Annotated in this window: 17 protein-coding genes; 5 read left to right on the plus strand and 12 right to left on the minus strand. The window is 36.0% G+C overall.

What is annotated here, in order from left to right; all coding sequences use genetic code 11:
• The first annotated feature begins 13 nt into the window (after window positions 1-13).
• Window positions 14-850 carry a DUF1853 family protein gene (locus GQN54_RS08055; protein ID WP_160633016.1) on the plus strand — a complete coding sequence of 279 codons (837 nt, stop codon included), beginning with the start codon at window positions 14-16 and terminating at the stop codon, window positions 848-850.
• On the opposite strand, the gene GQN54_RS08060 is transcribed toward GQN54_RS08055, so the two are convergent.
• From GQN54_RS08060 to GQN54_RS08070, 3 genes are all read right to left on the minus strand, one after another.
• Window positions 843-1,253: a DUF1987 domain-containing protein gene (locus GQN54_RS08060; RefSeq protein ID WP_160633017.1), complete on the minus strand. Its 411-nt coding sequence runs from the start codon at window positions 1,251-1,253 to the stop codon at window positions 843-845. The genes GQN54_RS08055 and GQN54_RS08060 overlap by 8 nt on opposite strands.
• 123 nt (window positions 1,254-1,376) lie before the next feature.
• The gene (locus GQN54_RS08065; RefSeq protein ID WP_160633018.1) at window positions 1,377-2,105 is read right to left on the minus strand and encodes a LytR/AlgR family response regulator transcription factor; all 729 of its coding nucleotides are present in this window, start codon (window positions 2,103-2,105) and stop codon (window positions 1,377-1,379) included.
• Window positions 2,086-3,168: a sensor histidine kinase gene (locus GQN54_RS08070; RefSeq protein WP_160633019.1), complete on the minus strand. Its 1,083-nt coding sequence runs from the start codon at window positions 3,166-3,168 to the stop codon at window positions 2,086-2,088. Before GQN54_RS08070 ends, GQN54_RS08065 begins: the two co-directional genes overlap by 20 nt.
• Window positions 3,169-3,335: 167 nt before the next feature.
• Here GQN54_RS08070 and GQN54_RS08075 point away from each other — a divergent pair, with 167 nt between their 5' ends.
• Window positions 3,336-3,899 (plus strand): hypothetical protein, encoded by a 564-nt coding sequence (locus tag GQN54_RS08075; protein WP_160633020.1) that lies wholly within the window; start codon window positions 3,336-3,338, stop codon window positions 3,897-3,899.
• Here GQN54_RS08075 and GQN54_RS08080 read toward each other — a convergent pair.
• Window positions 3,896-4,513 (minus strand): transposase, encoded by a 618-nt coding sequence (locus GQN54_RS08080; RefSeq protein ID WP_160633021.1) that lies wholly within the window; start codon window positions 4,511-4,513, stop codon window positions 3,896-3,898. The genes GQN54_RS08075 and GQN54_RS08080 overlap by 4 nt on opposite strands.
• Window positions 4,503-5,192, minus strand: a complete 690-nt coding sequence (gene mtgA / locus GQN54_RS08085) for a monofunctional biosynthetic peptidoglycan transglycosylase (RefSeq protein WP_160633022.1) — start codon at window positions 5,190-5,192, stop codon at window positions 4,503-4,505. Before mtgA ends, GQN54_RS08080 begins: the two co-directional genes overlap by 11 nt.
• A 63-nt stretch (window positions 5,193-5,255) precedes the next feature.
• Between mtgA and GQN54_RS08090 the strand changes: the two genes are divergently transcribed.
• Complete coding sequence (locus tag GQN54_RS08090) at window positions 5,256-5,774, plus strand: plastocyanin/azurin family copper-binding protein (RefSeq protein ID WP_160633023.1); 519 nt, start codon at window positions 5,256-5,258, stop codon at window positions 5,772-5,774.
• Window positions 5,775-5,851: 77 nt separating this feature from the next.
• Here the strand turns inward: GQN54_RS08090 and GQN54_RS08095 are convergent, their stop codons facing one another.
• The 7 genes from GQN54_RS08095 to porU form a co-directional block, all read right to left on the minus strand.
• A complete protein-coding gene (locus GQN54_RS08095; protein WP_160633024.1) occupies window positions 5,852-7,462 on the minus strand; it encodes a pyruvate dehydrogenase complex dihydrolipoamide acetyltransferase in 1,611 nt (536 codons plus the stop codon).
• A 14-nt stretch (window positions 7,463-7,476) separates the two neighbouring features.
• Window positions 7,477-8,505: a pyruvate dehydrogenase (acetyl-transferring) E1 component subunit alpha gene (gene pdhA / locus GQN54_RS08100; RefSeq protein ID WP_160633025.1), complete on the minus strand. Its 1,029-nt coding sequence runs from the start codon at window positions 8,503-8,505 to the stop codon at window positions 7,477-7,479.
• A 56-nt stretch (window positions 8,506-8,561) separates the two neighbouring features.
• Window positions 8,562-9,056, minus strand: a complete 495-nt coding sequence (cdd, locus tag GQN54_RS08105) for a cytidine deaminase (protein ID WP_160633026.1) — start codon at window positions 9,054-9,056, stop codon at window positions 8,562-8,564.
• A gap of 110 nt (window positions 9,057-9,166) precedes the next feature.
• On the minus strand, window positions 9,167-9,610 hold the full coding sequence (locus GQN54_RS08110) for a GNAT family N-acetyltransferase (protein WP_207554858.1): 444 nt from the start codon (window positions 9,608-9,610) through the stop codon (window positions 9,167-9,169).
• 33 nt (window positions 9,611-9,643) lie between these two features.
• Complete coding sequence (ispF, locus tag GQN54_RS08115) at window positions 9,644-10,123, minus strand: 2-C-methyl-D-erythritol 2,4-cyclodiphosphate synthase (protein WP_160633027.1); 480 nt, start codon at window positions 10,121-10,123, stop codon at window positions 9,644-9,646.
• A gap of 1 nt (window position 10,124) precedes the next feature.
• Window positions 10,125-11,330: a type IX secretion system outer membrane channel protein PorV gene (gene porV, locus GQN54_RS08120; RefSeq protein WP_160633028.1), complete on the minus strand. Its 1,206-nt coding sequence runs from the start codon at window positions 11,328-11,330 to the stop codon at window positions 10,125-10,127.
• A 68-nt stretch (window positions 11,331-11,398) separates the two neighbouring features.
• Window positions 11,399-15,220, minus strand: coding sequence for a type IX secretion system sortase PorU (gene porU / locus GQN54_RS08125; RefSeq protein WP_160633029.1), 3,822 nt, complete (start codon window positions 15,218-15,220; stop codon window positions 11,399-11,401).
• A gap of 156 nt (window positions 15,221-15,376) precedes the next feature.
• Here porU and GQN54_RS08130 point away from each other — a divergent pair, with 156 nt between their 5' ends.
• Window positions 15,377-16,342 (plus strand): PorP/SprF family type IX secretion system membrane protein, encoded by a 966-nt coding sequence (locus GQN54_RS08130; protein WP_160633030.1) that lies wholly within the window; start codon window positions 15,377-15,379, stop codon window positions 16,340-16,342.
• Between the two features lie 60 nt (window positions 16,343-16,402).
• Window positions 16,403-17,884, plus strand: coding sequence for an SUMF1/EgtB/PvdO family nonheme iron enzyme (locus GQN54_RS08135; RefSeq protein ID WP_160633031.1), 1,482 nt, complete (start codon window positions 16,403-16,405; stop codon window positions 17,882-17,884).
• The last annotated feature ends 25 nt before the right edge of the window (window positions 17,885-17,909 follow it).

The raw sequence follows: 17,909 nt of genomic DNA on the forward strand, positions 1-17,909 counted from the left end.
TAGTCACGGATTAATGCAGTTATCTCCAACACATACATTCAGCAACAAATATTTAGCGGACTTAGCTTTCATTTTACTTAGTCCTGAGCTCTTTCGATCGTCCGAACATTCATTTTTTCTAAATGAATACAAGGTAAGTAGCTGGCTAAAAGAGGAGCAATGTCAATCTGATAAAATAGATGCACACTTTGAAAATTATGACATCAGAAAGTTAGGATGGTATGCGGAAAAGTTAATGGAGTACTTCTTTAGCAACTTCGATGACTTTAGATTGATTGCCAACAACATCCAACTATTTGAGAACAAAATCACGAAGGGAGAAATTGACTTCCTTATAGAAGATATACTAGCAAAAACAATTACCCAAGTAGAGTTAGCCACGAAATATTACATCAAATACAACGGTCAATACATTGGGCCAAACGCTAAGGACAATTTAGAAAAAAAATATAACCGACTAGTTCACCATCAATTATTAAAAGAAACTCCTGAAGATATATTAAGGATAACGGGTAACCAGAAGATAAGCGCTGCAAAATTCTTAGTAAAAGGAATCATTTTTTACCCTTATGATAGTTTTATAGTTGAGGATTTTAAGTACCCTTCCTATTTAAATCGGAATCACCAGAAAGGGTGGCACCTTAGTTTTTCAGAGTTTTTGCTCTATGATTTTTCAACACTCCATTATATTCCAAAATCAGAATGGTTCGGATTGAACAATACACTGCGCATTGACAAAAATGAATTTCCTGATTTTTTTAAACAAGCTTTTCAGCTTTCAAAAGCGATAATGGTATTGGATGAAAAAGGAAATAGAGGCTTTATAACATCGGACGAATGGCCTAATTAATAGCTTTTTCTTGTTGTTTCATTTTTTCATAGCCAATAAACTCAATTGGAAGATTTAGCATCATACTGAAATCTTGGCCCATTTCCAGCATATCGACATCTGAAGCTTGATAAAGCCATTTTACTTCTACCAATTTTTTAAACTTTTCATTCTCCATAAAACGATAAAAAATGAAAAGAATTCTTTTAAATGAAGTTACATTAAAATACTCCAGATCGAATTGAAATGTTACCCTTCTTGGTGCTGATTTAGCTAAAAAATTATCGATCCAGTCTAATAACTGCTGATAGAAATCATCAACTTCGGCGAGGATAGAACGACCAGAGATTTGAACTTCTGCTTTTTGGGGGTCCAATATTACTTTGGGTGTCTTATAAGTAGGCTCTATTTCTAAATATTGCATGATTTAAGAGTTATTTTTGAGATGTAGTGTGTAATCAAATATGCATAATTATAATTCGATTTCAAAAAAAAATGCAATTAATCGTTCTACTTTTAGACCAAGTCTGAAATTGAAGCGATAAAGTTACAAGCTCATCATATCTTTTAGCTTTGCCGCTTGCCTTCGAGAAATTTCCACTTGTTTATCATTTCTCAATTTGGCCAATAATCCTCCATTAAACCAACTTTCAACGCTGCTTATCCAATTCAAATTGATAATATATTTCCGATTGGCCCTAAAAAAAGTTTTAGAATCTAGGCGTTCCTCTAAATTATTAAGCGATTTCAAGATCAATGGCTTATTATTATCAAAATAAACACGCACATAATTCCCCTCCGATTCAAATAGACTAATATCGGTCAATTTCACAAACCAACATTTATCTCCATCTTTTACAAAAACCTGGTCGTCTGGGGAGAATCTACTCGTGTTCTCAACTGACTTTTGAGCTGGCTCTATTTCCGCCTCAGGCAGTTTTAACCGATCCAGGGTCTCTTTTAATCTTTCTATATCAATTGGCTTCATCAAATAATCAAATGCACTAACTTCGAATGCTTTAAGAGCATACTCATCATAGGCTGTAGTAAAAACTACTTTTGGCACAAACGATAACTCCTCCAACATAGCGAAACCATCCTTGCCTGGCATTTGAATATCCAAAAAAATTAGATCGGGTTTCAATTCCTCGATTTTCTCTATTCCATTATCGGCATTGTTGCATTCAGCGATAACTTCAACAGAATTAAACTCATTCAATAGACTAGCTAATTCTTTCCTAGCCAATCGTTCATCATCAATTATTATTGCTTTCATCATAATCAAATTGTATTACATGATGGGGAATGTGCAACTGCACTTCCACCTCATTTTTTGAATTATTAAATATGGAAAAATGGGCCTGCTTCCCGAACAACAAATAGAGTCGTTGTTTCGTATTCTCGAGTCCAAATGCCGTTTCCGAAATCAATTGCTCGTCATATAGGCCACTATTCAAAATCCTAATTTTTAATAGGTCGTTTTCTATTTTTGAAGAAATAGAAATGGAACCTCCGTCTCTCAGCTTTGAAATACCGTGCTTAATCCCATTTTCTACTAAAGTTTGCACCATCAATGGAGGTACCGGCCAATCATAAGTATTTTCATCAATCGAATATTCGACCGCTAACCGCTCTTCGAATCTGGTTTTTTCTAATATTAAATAATCTTGAACGAGTTGCATTTCATCTTTAAAACCTATCACCTCTTGCTTGCCCAACATAAATGAACTCCTTAAAATATTTGACAGTCGAGTGATGGAATCTTTAGCCTTTTCAGGATCCTCTCCTACTAAGGCACGAATGCTATTCATGGAATTAAAAATAAAATGTGGATTTAGTTGAGATTTGATTTTATTTAATTCAATCTCATTTCTTGCCGCTTGCCACTTCAGGTTCTTTATTTCTTCCTTTCTGTAGTTTTGAACAAAATGAAATAAGAAATACAAAGAGGACCACAAAAGGAATATAACAGTCTGATTGATCACATTCCTGATCACATCAATCCATTCAAAAACATAGCGCTCTCCAGCAATTAATACATCTGAAATAATCGTATGGACAGTAAAAAACAGGGTGCCAAAAACCAAGCAGGCAACTAAGATTCGAGGGATTAATTTATAGAGCTGATATTTCAACCAATTCAATTTCAGAATCAATTCGCGATAAATATGCGATATCAATACCCCCAAAGAAAAGGTTACCAACAAATTAAAAATGAGTTGTCTATTCAGTTCAGCTCCATTTAATTGATTGAGCAACCCCATCAAAACAACATAAATCAACCACCCGTAAACTTGAGAAATCCAGTATAAATTCTGTTGCTTAAAAACAATTTTCATCGGCTTTTGCTGTTAAATCGCAATAAAGTAAAGATATTTTAAAACGATCGACTACTCAATTAAAAAATTACAAAAGGTGAATAGGTCGTCCAAATGGAAAAAACTTATCCTATAACTTTATGTAAATTTGAAAGAGCAATTTATGAACTATGTTTTAATCCATCCACATGAAACAGTTTAACACCTTTCTCCTATTGATCTTGCTCTCTGCATTCCAAATTAATGCACAAACATTAACGGAATCGGATGAACCCACTAAAAAACCAAAAAAGGATCTTGACATTCTGGATAAATTAGTTCTTGGAGGTAGTTTCGGAGCTGCTTTTGGGGACATCACTTTTATCGACATTTCACCAACCGTTGGCTATTTAGTTTCTGACAATTTTTTACTTGGAATAGGTGGAAAATACATTTATTATAAAGACAATACTCCAGGTTACCAGTTTCAAACCAACATATATGCAGGTAGTTTATTTGGCCAATATTACTTTCTTGAAAACTTTATTGCTCATACAGAGTACGAATTAATGAATAGAGGATTCTCAAGAGACCCATCACGTTTTGAGCTGGAACGTATCAATGTTCATTCAGTATTTGTTGGTGGTGGATATAGAGGTTCGTTAGGTGGCAACTCATTTGTCAGCCTATTGGTATTATTTAACCTCAACGATTCTGAATTCTCGCCGTACACCAATCCTCAAATTAGAGCAGGCTTTGGAATCGGTTTCTAATTGCAGCTAGAAGGCACTAGAACTCTTCCAGAATCCCAATTCCCTTCCCACTCCTCTCTTATTAACACATTGCCATTTATATCGAGTGATTGCGCTTTCTCATTCTTAGCAACTACCAACGTTTTTCCAGAACAAATTTGCTCTATTACTCGCATTTGTAGCTCAGAAATAGAAACCCTTTCTTTTTTTACAACTAAACTCGACCCAACCTGATTATTGAACAAATCCATTTGAATACTCACACTATCGGGAATAGTTCCATCTTCTAGTCGGCCTTTTTTAAAGTCTTGTTTATTCTTTTTCTCATGAGCCTCACCCAACTTTAATGCCCTTCTACTCCCTATTTCCTTTGTCAAAATGGCCATCCAATACGTGTGTCGAAACGCATCTAATTCTCCTCCATTACCATCTTTTCCTAAAAGAGTTTTGATGGTATCTGAATTCGCCACTATTTTTACCTCTAAACTAAGTTGGGCAGTTTTATTAGCTATAAATGGGTGCGTAATCACCCACCACTTTTCAGCACAACCTAACTTTTTAAATTGGTTTACCAACTGCGCTTCAACACTAAAAGAGCAAACCACCAACAAACCAATAAGTATTTTAATCCTCATAGAATGATTTTACAACTGATTGCCCGCCGAGGTTGCTCATTTGTCTTATAGTCCAACTTTGACGACCTCTAACATAAGGAGAAGGGTTTTTAATTTTAAACTTTACAGGGTTAGGCAAAACAACAGCCATCAACGCTGCTTGAGATCGACTCACTTTTAAAGCATCTTTATTAAAGTGGATTATTGCAGAGGCTTGTACTCCATAAATACCATCTCCCTGTTCAATTACGTTTAAATAAACTTCCATAATTCTCTTTTTGGACCAAATGACTTCAATCAAAAAAGTAAAATAGGTTTCCAGCCCTTTTCTAACCCATGACCGAGAGGGTACTAAAAAAACATTCTTAGCAGTTTGTTGACTGATGGTACTAGCTCCTCTGACTTTTTTCCCTTTTTGATTGTTTTTAATGGCCTTTTCTATGGCCTCCACGTCGAATCCATTATGAGTCATAAACTTCTGATCTTCTGCGGCTATAACAGCTAAAGGTAAGTCCGGACTCATCGATTCTATCGGCACCCAATCTTTTTGAATTTGCTTAGACCCTCCTTCAAAATACTTGGCTATCATAAAAGGTGTAATAGGTGGATTAACAAACCTATAGACTACTACAGTCAATATAGTGCTCCCAAAAAAAAGCAACAGCAATCGTCCAATCCATTTGAAGATTTTCTTAAACATAAAAAGGTAAAATTTGTTGATGTAAATGTATACCGAATTAATTAAAACAATAATATATAAGTTATGAAACAGTACTTAAAAAGTGTAACATTTTTTGCTTTAACAGTTGCCTTATTCTCTTGTGGTAGCGAAAAAAACAATAATAAAAACACAGTTGAAAAAGAAACTCCTGCTAAAAAAGAGTCGAGTGTAGAAATAATCACGGAACAAGTTGAATTAAATGTAGCAGCACTCGGAGAAACTATGGCTGAAATCGCATTCCAACCAACAACATTAACTTTGAATGAAGGTGCAGAAGTCACCTTAATTTTTAAAAATCAATCTTCAGCTGCGGGCATGCTGCATAATTTTGTCTTGGTGCCCTTAGGTTCAGGACAAGAAATAGCCACTGCAGGTATAGCTGCAGGTGAAGCCAATAATTTTGTTCCAAATGATGACCGAATTGTGGTAGCAACAAAAATGACAACAATGGGAGAAGAAGTCACAATAACGTTTACCGCACCTAAGAAAGGTTCATATCAATACATCTGTACCTATCCAGGTCACTTTCCTAAAATGGTTGGAAGGTTGACCGTAAAGTAATAACTGTAGTATTTGATTTCACAAAAAAAAGGTCTCAGCAAATGTTGAGACCTTTTTAATTATACTAGTATTTATCATTAAGCCAACATGGCTACTGGATTCTCAATAAGTTGTTTAAATGTTTGCAAGAATGCCGCGCCAGCTGCTCCATCTACAGTTCTATGATCACAAGATAAGGTAACCTTCATCACTGAACCTGGAACAATTTGTCCATTTTTTACTACTGGAACTTCTTTTATCGCTCCTACTGCCATAATACAAGAGTTTGGCGGATTTACAATAGCGGTAAATTCATCAATTCCAAACATTCCTAAATTTGAAATAGAGAACGTACTTCCTTCCCAATCTTGTGGCTGAAGCTTCTTATTCTTCGCACGTTGTGCAAAATCCTTTACCTCTGCTCCAATTTGAGACAGTTGTTTAGTGTTAGCATAACGAACAACAGGAACTAAAAGTCCATCTTCAACGGCCACTGCCACACCGATATTAACATGATGATTGATACGAATTTTATCTCCCAACCATGATGAATTGACTTGTGGGTGTTTTTGAAGTGCAACTGCGGCTGCTTTTACTACCATATCATTAAATGATACTTTAACCCCTTCCATCGAATTGATGGCCTTTCTTGCTTCAATAGCATTGGTCATATCTAACTCAATCGTCAGATAGAAATGAGGGGCAGTAAATTTACTTTCAGCTAATCGCTTAGCAATTGTTTTTCGCATTTGTGAAATATCCTTCTCTTCATAGTTTTCAGAAGAGCTAGACACATTAGATGCCGATGCGTTAGAAGCAGCTACAACAGGAACAAAGTTTTCAATATCCCGTTTTGTAATTCTTCCATTATCGCCTGTACCTTTAACTTGAGTAAGGTTTATACCTTTTTCTGAGGCCATTTTCTTTGCTAGCGGGGAAGCTTTAATTCTAGAGCCATCTGCATTTTCTGATGCAATTGTTGCAGAGCTTGCATTTTCAGTTATTCCTGAATCGGTAGAAGTTTCCGCTTTCACTTCTTCTTCAGGTGCAGAGTCTTGGGCAGAATTGTTTTGCTCGTAGGCCTTAATCAAGCTTTCGTAATCGGCTCCTTTTTCACCTATTACAGCCAAAACAGCGTCAACCTCAGCCGACTTTCCTTCTTCTACAGCTTGATACAATAACACACCGTCATCAAAAGCTTCAAACTCCATCGTCGCCTTATCGCTTTCTATATCTGCCAACAACTCTCCGGACTCTACTTTTTCATTTAATTTCTTATGCCATTTTGAAACTGTACCCTCTTTCATGGTATCGCTCAACTTTGGCATTTTTACTATCGTTGCTTTGATTGAAGAGGTGTCAATTTTTTCTTTCTTCTCGGCAGCAGCTGAACTCGGTTTCTTATCTTCATTTCCTGCAGGTATTTCAGATTTAGTATCTCCACCATCTAATAAAGATTGGAAATCCTCTCCTTTCTCACCTACAATTGCTAAGATAGCGTTCACCTTAGCAGTTTTTCCTTCTTCAACTCCTTGGTAAAGTAATATACCTTCCTGAAATGACTCATACTCCATGGTCGCTTTGTCTGTTTCTATGTCTGCAAGCAGGTCTCCCTCGTTCACTTGCTCTCCAACAGACTTATGCCATTTTGCTACAGTCCCCTCTTCCATTGTATCACTCAACTGGGGCAATTTTATAATTTCAGCCATAATGCTCTATTATTTTAGTCTCTCACGAAAGGGTAATCTTCCTGAGAATAAACGTCTTTATATAAATCTTCTGCTTTTGGAAATTCTGATTTTTCAGAGAAATCTACAGACTCTTGAACTTGGGCTTTCACTCTATCTTGAATCGCCTTCAACTCTTTGTCTGTTGCATATTTTTTCTCCTTAATTACTGCTAACACATTTTCTATAGGATCTAAAGATTTATACTCTTCGAGCTCCTCTTTAGTTCTATATTTAGCAGGATCAGACATAGAGTGACCTTTATATCTATAAGTTCTCATCTCTAAAAGAGTCGGTCCCTCACCATTTCTTGCTCTATCCACAGCTCTTTGATAAGCTTCATGTACTGGCTCACATGCCATCCCATCCACTTGCTCATTAGGCATATCATAAGCGTCTGCTAATCTGTTCAAGTTAGTAACATTTGAAGTACGCTCTACAGAAGTTCCCATTGCGTATTGATTATTTTCAATCACAAAAATAACCGGCAATTTCCAAGTCATTGCCATATTCAAAGCTTCATGAAAAGCTCCTTGTCTTACGGCGCCGTCGCCCATGTAACAAATAGTTACATTTTTATTGCCTCTATATTTATCTGCAAAAGCAATTCCAGCCCCTATAGGAACCTGACCTCCAACAATTCCATGACCTCCAAAGAAATTCTTTTCTTTGTCGAACATATGCATTGAGCCACCCTTTCCTTTTGAACAACCTGTGACTTTACCGTATAATTCAGCCATAATAACATTGGGATGAACTCCTTTTGCAATAGGATGCGCATGGTCTCTGTATGCGGTTATCATATTGTCATCTTCTCCTATAACCGACATAGCTCCTGCTACTAAAGCCTCTTGACCAATATATAAGTGACAGAAACCTCGTATTTTTTGTTGAATATATAATTGACCTGCCTTCTCCTCAAACTTCCTCATCAAAAGCATTGATTCGTACCAGGTTAAATAAGTTTCTTTAGAAAACTCAGTATTCTTGTTTGAACTCTTTGTTGATGTTGTTTTTTTAGCCATTACACCTTCTTTAAAAATGGATTACAAATTTATAATATTTGGGCGACTATTGGTACTTAATTTTGATTTTTAAGTCCTTTTAAATCGAACGCGAAGGGCAACAAATCTGTAACGCATTCAAATATCCAAATTTTACCCTTTTGGGGCTTCAAAATAACGCGAATTGGTGTTGATTGTTTTTGTCGATACTCCATAATAACTTGTCGACATGCGCCACAAGGAGTTATGGGAGTATCTACTGGCATTGTTTCTGATTCGGCAAATATTGCGATAGTTGATATGGGTTCATTAGGATGTGTTGCTCCGGCATGAAAAATAGCGACTCTTTCTGCACATAAACCTGAGGGATATGCAATATTCTCTTGATTATTACCTATAACTATCTCTCCATTTTTTAACAAAATGGCAGCTCCTACCTTAAAATTAGAATAAGGAGCATAGGCAGTATGAGCAACTTCTATTGCTTGTGACAATAGAGATTGTTCCTGTTCGGTGAGCTGATCGATACTATCGTATTCAGAAAATTCAATTTGCTTTTTAACAATTCTCATGTATATTCATTTGAACATTTAAAGGTAGCAAAATAAGAAGGACTTTAGATATGTTTTTGTTCGATGCTTAGAAGAAGTCATATGAATAGAATACAGTGAAACATCATCAGCTATCCATAATACTCCATAAGGTATAAATCAAATCCAGATGCCCAATAATCCTTTTCTATTGATTTAATTCTAAACCCTTGTTGAAGATAAAAACCATTTGAAAATTGAGAGGTCCTCACCTCGATCACCTGAATTTGCTCCAATTTCTTTATCAAATTCAATCTATAATGTGTTAACGCAGTCCCAACTCCCTTCCCTTGACTTTGGGGACTTACGATATCCCAAGATAATCGAGCTTTTTTTTCTTCATAAAAATAATTGATGCCTCCTGATCCGATAACAACACCATTCTGCTCAACTACAAAATAATCTTCCAACTTATGGTTTAGGTAATCTAACAACTCTACTTTTTCGGAAAAATCAAAATATTCTGGAGTATTGGATTGAAACAAATTCAGCACAGACTGCTGATCAGTTTGCCGATATGGTCGAATCAGGTTCAATTTACTTTAAATCATAAAATACAGGTAAATATATCACCTCTTTTCTATCAACACCGTTGCATAAGCGGAAACGCCTTCTTCTCTACCTTCAAAACCAAGCTTTTCAGTGGTAGTCGCTTTGATCGATAGTTCATCTTCTTCAATTTCTAAAATTGGAATCAAAGCCGCTTTCATCGCAGGAATATGAGGATTGATTTTTGGACGTTCCAATGCAATTGTGGCATCGATATTACCAATTGAATAACCCTTATCCTTTAAAAGCTTTACTACATCTTTCAATAAAATTTTACTATCTATTCCTTTGTAGGCATTATCGGTAGGAGGAAAATGAAAACCGATATCTCTCAAATTTGCTGCACCTAAAAGTGCATCGCAAATAGTGTGGATCAAAACATCTGCATCAGAATGACCAGTCGCCCCTTTTGAGTGAGGAACCTTAATTCCACCCAAATAAAAATCAGATCCTTCAGAGAGCTGATGCACGTCGAATCCAAATCCTACACGTATTTTCATTTTATTCTGCTTTAGGTTTTTTCAAATCGTCAAAATTAGCAGTCAAAGTCAATCGCACAGTGTTAGCCAATGGGTTTCGTTGCTTATTACCCACTAAGTAAGCCAAATCAATTCCTAATACATTTAATTTTAACCCAAGCCCAACGGTAAAAAACTGTCGATCCCCTTTAGATTCATCTTCATAAAAATATCCCATACGAACCGCAAACTGCTGATCATACCAGTATTCAAGACCCACAGAATAATTCAATTCCTTTAATTCTTCTTCGGAACCACCTGGCGCATCCGAAAATGAACCAAAAATAGCACTTGCAATTCCACGGTCTGGATCTTCTCCAGCAGCAATTATTGGATTTCCTTCAGAATCCCTTGCAATACCACCACTACCATCATCTTGATAAACTGGAGGAGTTGGCACTAACAACTTATTGACATCAAATAAGAAAGTTAATTGATTGTAATCATCCAAATCAACTGTTAAGGAAGGTCCTAATCTTAAATTCATTGGAATAAAATCCGATAAAGCTGATTCAGTATAAGAAATCTTAGACCCAATATTAGAAACATTTAATCCTGCTCTAAAGATTGCTTTATAATCTCCTAAACGGAATCGTTCACTTTGATAATAAGCAGATACATCTGCAGCGCCAGCAATCCCAGCCTTACTCTCAGATTGACCTTGAGTTAAATTAGAATAAATAAATCTTGCAGTAACTCCTACTGAAAAATTGTCAGAGAGCTTTGAAGCATATGTCCCGTCTAAGGCAAATTCATTCGGATTGAAATCACCAAGTGACTGTCCATCATTACCAGTAAAAGCAATTTTTCCCAACGAAAAGTACCTTAGGGAAGCAGCAACAGTTGACCGCGCATCAATTCTCTTAAAAATTGACACATAAGCAAGGTTAATATCTGGCACTAGATTTCTCAACCATGGAGAATAAGACATTGAGGCTCCAAAATCGTTTTCAATAAAAGCCAATTTTGAAGGGTTGTTATGAATTGAATTGGCGTCAGGCGAAAGCGCAACTCCAGCATCACCCATAGCTCCTGACCTAGAGTCAGGGGTAATTTGCAAAAAAGGAACTGCTGTAGTAATGGTATTTAGCTGAACGTCTTGTGCTCTATCAAATTGATTTTGACCTATCGAAATACCAATCGTGAATACGAAAACAACACAAAAGGAAATTATATTTTTAATTTTCATTAATCAGTTTTAAACTTAAACAAAGGAGAACAAATATAAGAAATCTAAACGTTGGGATTCTTACATTATTATAAAATGACTAATTTTTCATATTTCTCTGCAACGGATCCATTTCTGGAACTTACCTTTAAGCGATATACATAAACTCCTCGACCAATTCGATCACCGAAATCATCCCTTCCATCCCATTCAATGGACCTACTCTGGTAGCCAGTAGCCTGAATTACCTGACTAATACTTCTAACTAATTTTCCGCTCACCGTGTATACATCAACTTTTACATCCAATGTTTGGCCGGCTTGATTATGTTCGAACCAAAATTGCGTATTCGTTGTAAAAGGATTCGGATAATTTAACACATGGTCAAGTTTAACATCCTTCTCTTTCAACACCTCAAATTCTAAAGTTCGTTCAGAAGAATTATTATGAATATCCCAAGCCTTTACAGTTAATCGATGCTTACCTTCTGCTAAACCATTCATTGGATAGTTCACTTTTCCACTAGTGTAATCATCTAAAGCCGCCTCATAAAAATCGTTTAAGATAAAACTTTCATCTGTTTTATCGTCTATGTATGCTACTAAATCATGGCCCACTCCGTTTCCAACTGTATTGATACCCTGTTCATCTGACAACTCTAGGATTAAAGTTGGATTCTCATGTGTTATGCCACCATAAACGAAGTTTTTATCATTTAAAAACATTTCAATATTAGGTCCTTGATCATCCAGCACCACAGAGTCTGCAGTACCTCCAATTAAAAAATCTGTTGACCCTCCACTAGCGTCTATCTGATTATCATCAGCGTAATAACTTACTTTTCCTGAACCTACATTATATGAAATATCTTTAGGAACAATGAAGTCAAATGAAAAGATTCCATTGACTACACTTGCTTTCCCTTTAAACAATCGACTATTTCTAGATTTATAGTTATAAGGGCCATTATTATCATTATTTAGAGTAGTAAACGATCTAATCTTATCAAATATAGTGGGGTAAACAAATCCATTAAAATTAGTCATCAAATTTCCATTCTCATCTCTAACCTCTCCTGCAAAAGTCACTTTGCTTAATGCTTTCAAGGTGTCTTTTCCGTTAACTGGACTTCCATTTATTGCAGTAGTCACTACGTTGTATTTTGGTATTGCCAACTTGGTAGCAGGATCTCCCAACAATGTAAAGTTTTTAGCATTCGCTGAATTTGAATGTTGAGCCTTAGTAATTGCAAAAATATCTCCTAGGCGCTGATATTTATATTCCCCATTTGCCTTTTCAAACATTCGCTTATACAAAGTATCGTTCAGGTACAAATTAGGTGTTGCATAAACTAATCTAGTGGTGGTCATTAAAGCTACTCCACCTCCGTCTTTATTTAATAAAACCATTTCTCCACCAGAATTCCTTAAAGGATCATCGAATCTACTAAACTCACAAGTAGCGGTAATAAACAGTGGCAACTTCTTATTGTTTTGCCAAGCATTGATATCACTAACCCCAATTACACGTTCAGCAGTCCAACCTGTCTCTCCCCCATGACCGGTATAATTAATCAATAAACTACCTTTATTAATTGCAGAATTAATCGCTATAGTGGCTTGAGGATACCTATCACCTCCAGGCGTTGCTATCTGAGGAAAAGCATCTAAATAAATCTTTTCTACATTCATAAATGGAACTGAATCAATATTTCTAGAAACAATTGCAGAATGGTTCATGTGCAAAGTGCCATCCTCATCATCAGCGACAAAAACAGACAAATTCCTCCAATCACCCAAAGATTGCTGAGTACCATACAGCAAAATCTTATTCAATACACCCAGAGACTCGTTTAAATTCTTTACTGGGAACCTACCAACTCCTAAATCTACTTTGTCATTATCAGCACCTGTATAGGCTCCTTCACTAGGGTCTAAAACGGCCATGTAATCATCACTCACATATGAAGCAACTGGGCTTGTTGAATTTTTACTTTGGTATGTCACTATAAAATTAGTATTCCCTGAAATTCTATTTTTATTATCGTAGGAGCCATCACCATACAACAACAAATATTTTGGAAGATCTGCTGCGGAATTGGCCTTTTCGTATAACATTCGCATTAACGATCGAATAGCAACAGGACTTTGACTACCTGCTCCAAACTCATTGTAGATTTGTTCAGGCAATACGACTTCTACAGTTAATCCATCATTTCTTCTAAACTCAGCTAACGTTTCAGCGTGCTCTTTAAATAAGGGATGAGCGACAATTATATAATCAATATTAGATAAAGCATGTAAATTTTGATTCATAACCTTTCCTGAAAAACCCACAGTACTATCACCATCATTAAAAACAACATACTCTTGAAGTGAATTAGAACTTGCAACAAATGTTGCTGTGTTCGCGCTAAGCGAAAACTCTTGATTCAATACGTTTCGATAATCACTTACGTTCCAAACTTTTGCGCTCTGCAACTGTCCGGATAAATTAAACCTAGTTAATCCGTTGGCAACAACTGAATTTACATCTCTAAAAAACATAGTCTGACCACTGAAAACCAACCTTCTTCTTACATTCAATTCAATGAAATTCATCCAAGCTTTAGATGAGGATTGCGGCTTACTATAGGTTGCTGTGACTGTTAAATTTGGACTATTAGGTTGAAATACATAAACGGACTTTGACTCCTCTGCAAACGGAGTATCGTAACGATCAAAATTAACAGTGAAAAACTGTAAAGTATTTGCACTATTTGCAACCTGAATATTTAAATTACTTGGAACACTAGATCTTGCGAACGCACTAATTGACAAGCGAGCATTGCTTGACAAATCTATATTGGGAAAACTAAAGTTATACTGGTAGGTAGTAGTGGCATCAAACAAATCCCCCACCCATTCTTGACCAGACTTTATGAAATTGGTTCTGTCCTTTTCAAAATATTGAAAGTCATCAAAAACACTTACTGTATTGGTAGGAGTACCAGATAAGCTTTCTTGATTACCAATCCGCTTTCCAAGAGCTCCACCAAAAGTTATAAAATAGTAGGTACTATCACTGTATATATTCTGAGTGTGTATAAAACGGTCTGCAATAGTATCGTAATATTTGGAATTCGGATCTTGACCATAAAATAAAACATAATCCTGCCTAGAAAAGTCACCATCATTTTCACCAACCACTAGAATCGACAATTCTTCTAAATCGTCAACATCATTATTTTGATTCAATTCAGGAAGCATACCGGCTTTGTTACCATAAATCTTAATTGTTCGAGGATCAATAGACTCTATATCAATCCCATTCCTAACAAAAAAAGAGTATGTCAACTTAAAAACACTTTCCTTATTAACAGCAATTTTATACCATTCTCCCGCACTTAATACGGAGGAATTTTTAAACACCGTAGCTGTTTTATTCCTTCTTTCTGCAACCGCCTTTTTTCGATAACTCAAATCAAACCTTTTAAGTACTTCAACTTGACCAGAGTTGGCAACTCTAAATGGAGTAACCTTAATTTCTGCAAACTTTCGTTTCTTAAAGTAGAAATAACTCACTTCTATCTTAAAGTCATCATCCAAATCCTCGCTGTTTAATATAGTAGTGCTTACAACTTCGTCCTCAACAACAGATATGGAATAATTCGACAATTCAACTTGTTCTATTTCCTGATTACTGGATAGTTCAATCTGAACCTCCTTAAAAGGTATGCTCGAATTCTCTATGTTATACTTAGCTCCCTCAAAAAAAATAAACGTTCTACTATCGCTATCGTATAAAGTTTCTTTTGTTAAACTTACCTCTCCTACCTCATATTTAGCTTCTTGGGAAAATCCAAAAAAACTAAAACTCAAAAAAGCAAGTGCAATAAACTTTAAAGAGAAATTAATTCTTAGTTTGGTCATTTTTAAGGGTTTTTAATAATAGATTCAAATTTACTTGAATTAGTTGCATAAAAACGAATCCAAATTAATATTATTGTGATGCGAATTTTAAAGAAGAGTTAGGTTTCCTTTAACACTTTACTCAACTTTTAGTTTGTTTAATTATATTTGTTCCCCATGCGAAAGAGACTAGTGCGTTCAGCCTCTATTTATGTATTTTTTCTGATTGTATTCAATTCAGTTTGTTTTGGTCAAGATCCCGGGTTCTCTCAGTTCTACGCTAATCCATTAGACTTGAACCCTGCATTCGCTGGAACAGCAAGATGCCCTAGAATAAACCTCAATTACAGAAATCAATGGCCAGGAATTGACAATTCATTTGTCACTTACAGCGCCAGCTACGATCAGCATTTTGACAAACTTAATGGAGGGCTTGGTCTCATTATTATGAACGACAGAACAGGTGAAAATGTTCTAAACACAACAAACATTGGCGTTATTTATTCCAATCAATTAGAAGTAAATCGAAATTTTTCAATAAAATTTGGGGTACAGGGAACCTACTTTCAACGATCATTAAAGACTCAAAACTTAAAATTTGGTGACATGATCGATCCCAGAAGAGGTTTTGTTCTGCAGACCAATGAGCCGGTTTTTGATGAAACGAATTCATTTTTTGATGCTTCAGCAGGATTTCTTGGTTTTAGTGAGAAATTTTACTTCGGATTCGCAGCCCATCACCTTACTGAGCCAGAAGAGACCTTTTTAGGTTCAAACTCTGTGCTTCCAAGAAAGTATACTGCACACATAGGGGCAGTTCTTCCAATGGGTATACGACACAAGGATATGTCTTGGTCTCCGAACGTGATGTATCAAACACAAGGAACTTTTACTCATTTAAATTTGGGTGTATACATTAATAAAGGACCAGTAGTATTTGGATTATGGCACCGAATTGGCGATTCATTTATTGCATTAGTTGGAGTGGAAACGGATGAATTTAAGGTTGGTTATAGTTATGATATAACTACGAGCACTTTGTCCAATAAAGCTGCTGGGTCACACGAATTATCATTTAGAATGAATTTGCCGTGTCCTCCTAGAAAAGTTAAATTTAAGACAATAAGCTGTCCATCTTTTTAGTTTATTACAAACAAATCATAAAATTCACTATTTTTGAACATTATAAATAATTTAAAAACTATGAAAAGTTTTAAAAATAACGCCTATTTACTTATCGGTGTTGTCGCATTTTTAATGGCTTCTTGTTCAGGAGAGCGCTCTTCATCAACAGGTTGGGAGTACAACAACCCAAAAAATGGTGGATTTGAAAAAGTGCCATACTTTGAACAAGAAACAGGTCCAGGACTGGTTTTAATTGAAGGTGGACGATTCACTATGGGTAGAATTGAACAAGATATTTTCTACGATTGGAATAACAAGCCAAGAACCGTTACTGTGTCTTCTTTCTATATGGACGAAACAGAAGTAACCAACTTTCATTACTTAGAATATCTTTACTGGATTAGCAGAGTATTTGGAGCCGATTACCCTGAAGTTTATAAGAAAGCATTACCTGATACACTAGTATGGAGAAGTAAATTGGCCTACAATGAACCTTTTGTAGAGTACTACTTACGTCACCCAGCTTATAGAGATTATCCTGTTGTTGGTGTTAACTGGCTACAAGCAAGCGACTTTTGTGCATGGAGAACTGATCGTGTAAACGAAATCATTTTAATTAGAGAAGGTTTATTTGATCATTATCCCAACCAAATCAACGAAGACAATTTCAATACTGCGGCCTACATGAATGGACAGTATGAAAGTGGTAAACGAATCGATGGAATGATTGATCTCGACCCAAATAAAGAAACAAGGAATGTAAAGATGGAAGATGGAATCCTCTTGCCTGATTACAGACTTCCGACAGAAGCAGAGTGGGAATATGCTGCATATGGTTTAGTTGGAAATACTGTGGGTGAATTAATTGTTGAAAAGAAATTCTACCCATGGAATGGCCATGGTGTAAGAAATGCAGATGATGATTACCTAGGTCAGATGTTAGCTAACTACAAAAGAGGTCGAGGTGACAACATGGGTGTTGCAGGCTATCTTAATGATAACGCGGAGATTACTGCTCCTGTTTATTCATACTGGCCAAATGACTATGGCTTGTACAACATGGCAGGTAACGTTTCTGAATGGGTAATGGATGTTTATCGTCCACTTTCGTTTGATGACGTTGATGACTTCCGACCTTTCAGAGGAAACGTTTTTACTACGCTTCAAAGAGATGCTGATGGATATATCGCTGAAAAAGATAGTCTAGGTAGACTAAGAAGAAGAGAAGTAAATGTAGAAGAAGACAACTTGCAAGAAAGAAGAAATTACAAGCAAGCAGATGTAATCAACTATGAAGATGGTGACTTGGAGTCAAGTATTTATTATGATGCTCCAGGCTCTTATGACGAGAAAGGAAAGAATGCCATGTATAACTACGGAACTTCTTCTTTAATTTCTGATAGAGCTAGAGTATACAAAGGTGGTTCTTGGAATGACAGAGCATATTGGATGACTCCTGGAACAAGAAGATTTTTAGATGAAGACCAATCATCCCCATACTTAGGCTTTAGATGTGCGATGACACGTGTCGGAAGCCCTGTAGGTTTAGGAGAATATTAAAATATATTTTTAAATTTAGCCCTCT

Source organism: Acidiluteibacter ferrifornacis (assembly GCF_009909615.1).
GTDB classification, from domain to species: Bacteria; Bacteroidota; Bacteroidia; order Flavobacteriales_E; family Vicingaceae; genus Acidiluteibacter; species Acidiluteibacter ferrifornacis.

Coding starts and splice junctions, on each gene's coding strand:
- GQN54_RS08055 (WP_160633016.1), top strand. CDS start 14: ATGCAGTTATCTCCAACACATACATTCAGCAACAAATATTTAGCGGAC.
- GQN54_RS08060 (WP_160633017.1), bottom strand. CDS start 1,253: ATGCAATATTTAGAAATAGAGCCTACTTATAAGACACCCAAAGTAATA.
- GQN54_RS08065 (WP_160633018.1), bottom strand. CDS start 2,105: ATGAAAGCAATAATAATTGATGATGAACGATTGGCTAGGAAAGAATTA.
- GQN54_RS08070 (WP_160633019.1), bottom strand. CDS start 3,168: ATGAAAATTGTTTTTAAGCAACAGAATTTATACTGGATTTCTCAAGTT.
- GQN54_RS08075 (WP_160633020.1), top strand. CDS start 3,336: ATGAAACAGTTTAACACCTTTCTCCTATTGATCTTGCTCTCTGCATTC.
- GQN54_RS08080 (WP_160633021.1), bottom strand. CDS start 4,513: ATGAGGATTAAAATACTTATTGGTTTGTTGGTGGTTTGCTCTTTTAGT.
- mtgA (WP_160633022.1), bottom strand. CDS start 5,192: ATGTTTAAGAAAATCTTCAAATGGATTGGACGATTGCTGTTGCTTTTT.
- GQN54_RS08090 (WP_160633023.1), top strand. CDS start 5,256: ATGAAACAGTACTTAAAAAGTGTAACATTTTTTGCTTTAACAGTTGCC.
- GQN54_RS08095 (WP_160633024.1), bottom strand. CDS start 7,462: ATGGCTGAAATTATAAAATTGCCCCAGTTGAGTGATACAATGGAAGAG.
- pdhA (WP_160633025.1), bottom strand. CDS start 8,505: ATGGCTAAAAAAACAACATCAACAAAGAGTTCAAACAAGAATACTGAG.
- cdd (WP_160633026.1), bottom strand. CDS start 9,056: ATGAGAATTGTTAAAAAGCAAATTGAATTTTCTGAATACGATAGTATC.
- ispF (WP_160633027.1), bottom strand. CDS start 10,123: ATGAAAATACGTGTAGGATTTGGATTCGACGTGCATCAGCTCTCTGAA.
- porV (WP_160633028.1), bottom strand. CDS start 11,330: ATGAAAATTAAAAATATAATTTCCTTTTGTGTTGTTTTCGTATTCACG.
- porU (WP_160633029.1), bottom strand. CDS start 15,220: ATGACCAAACTAAGAATTAATTTCTCTTTAAAGTTTATTGCACTTGCT.
- GQN54_RS08130 (WP_160633030.1), top strand. CDS start 15,377: ATGCGAAAGAGACTAGTGCGTTCAGCCTCTATTTATGTATTTTTTCTG.
- GQN54_RS08135 (WP_160633031.1), top strand. CDS start 16,403: ATGAAAAGTTTTAAAAATAACGCCTATTTACTTATCGGTGTTGTCGCA.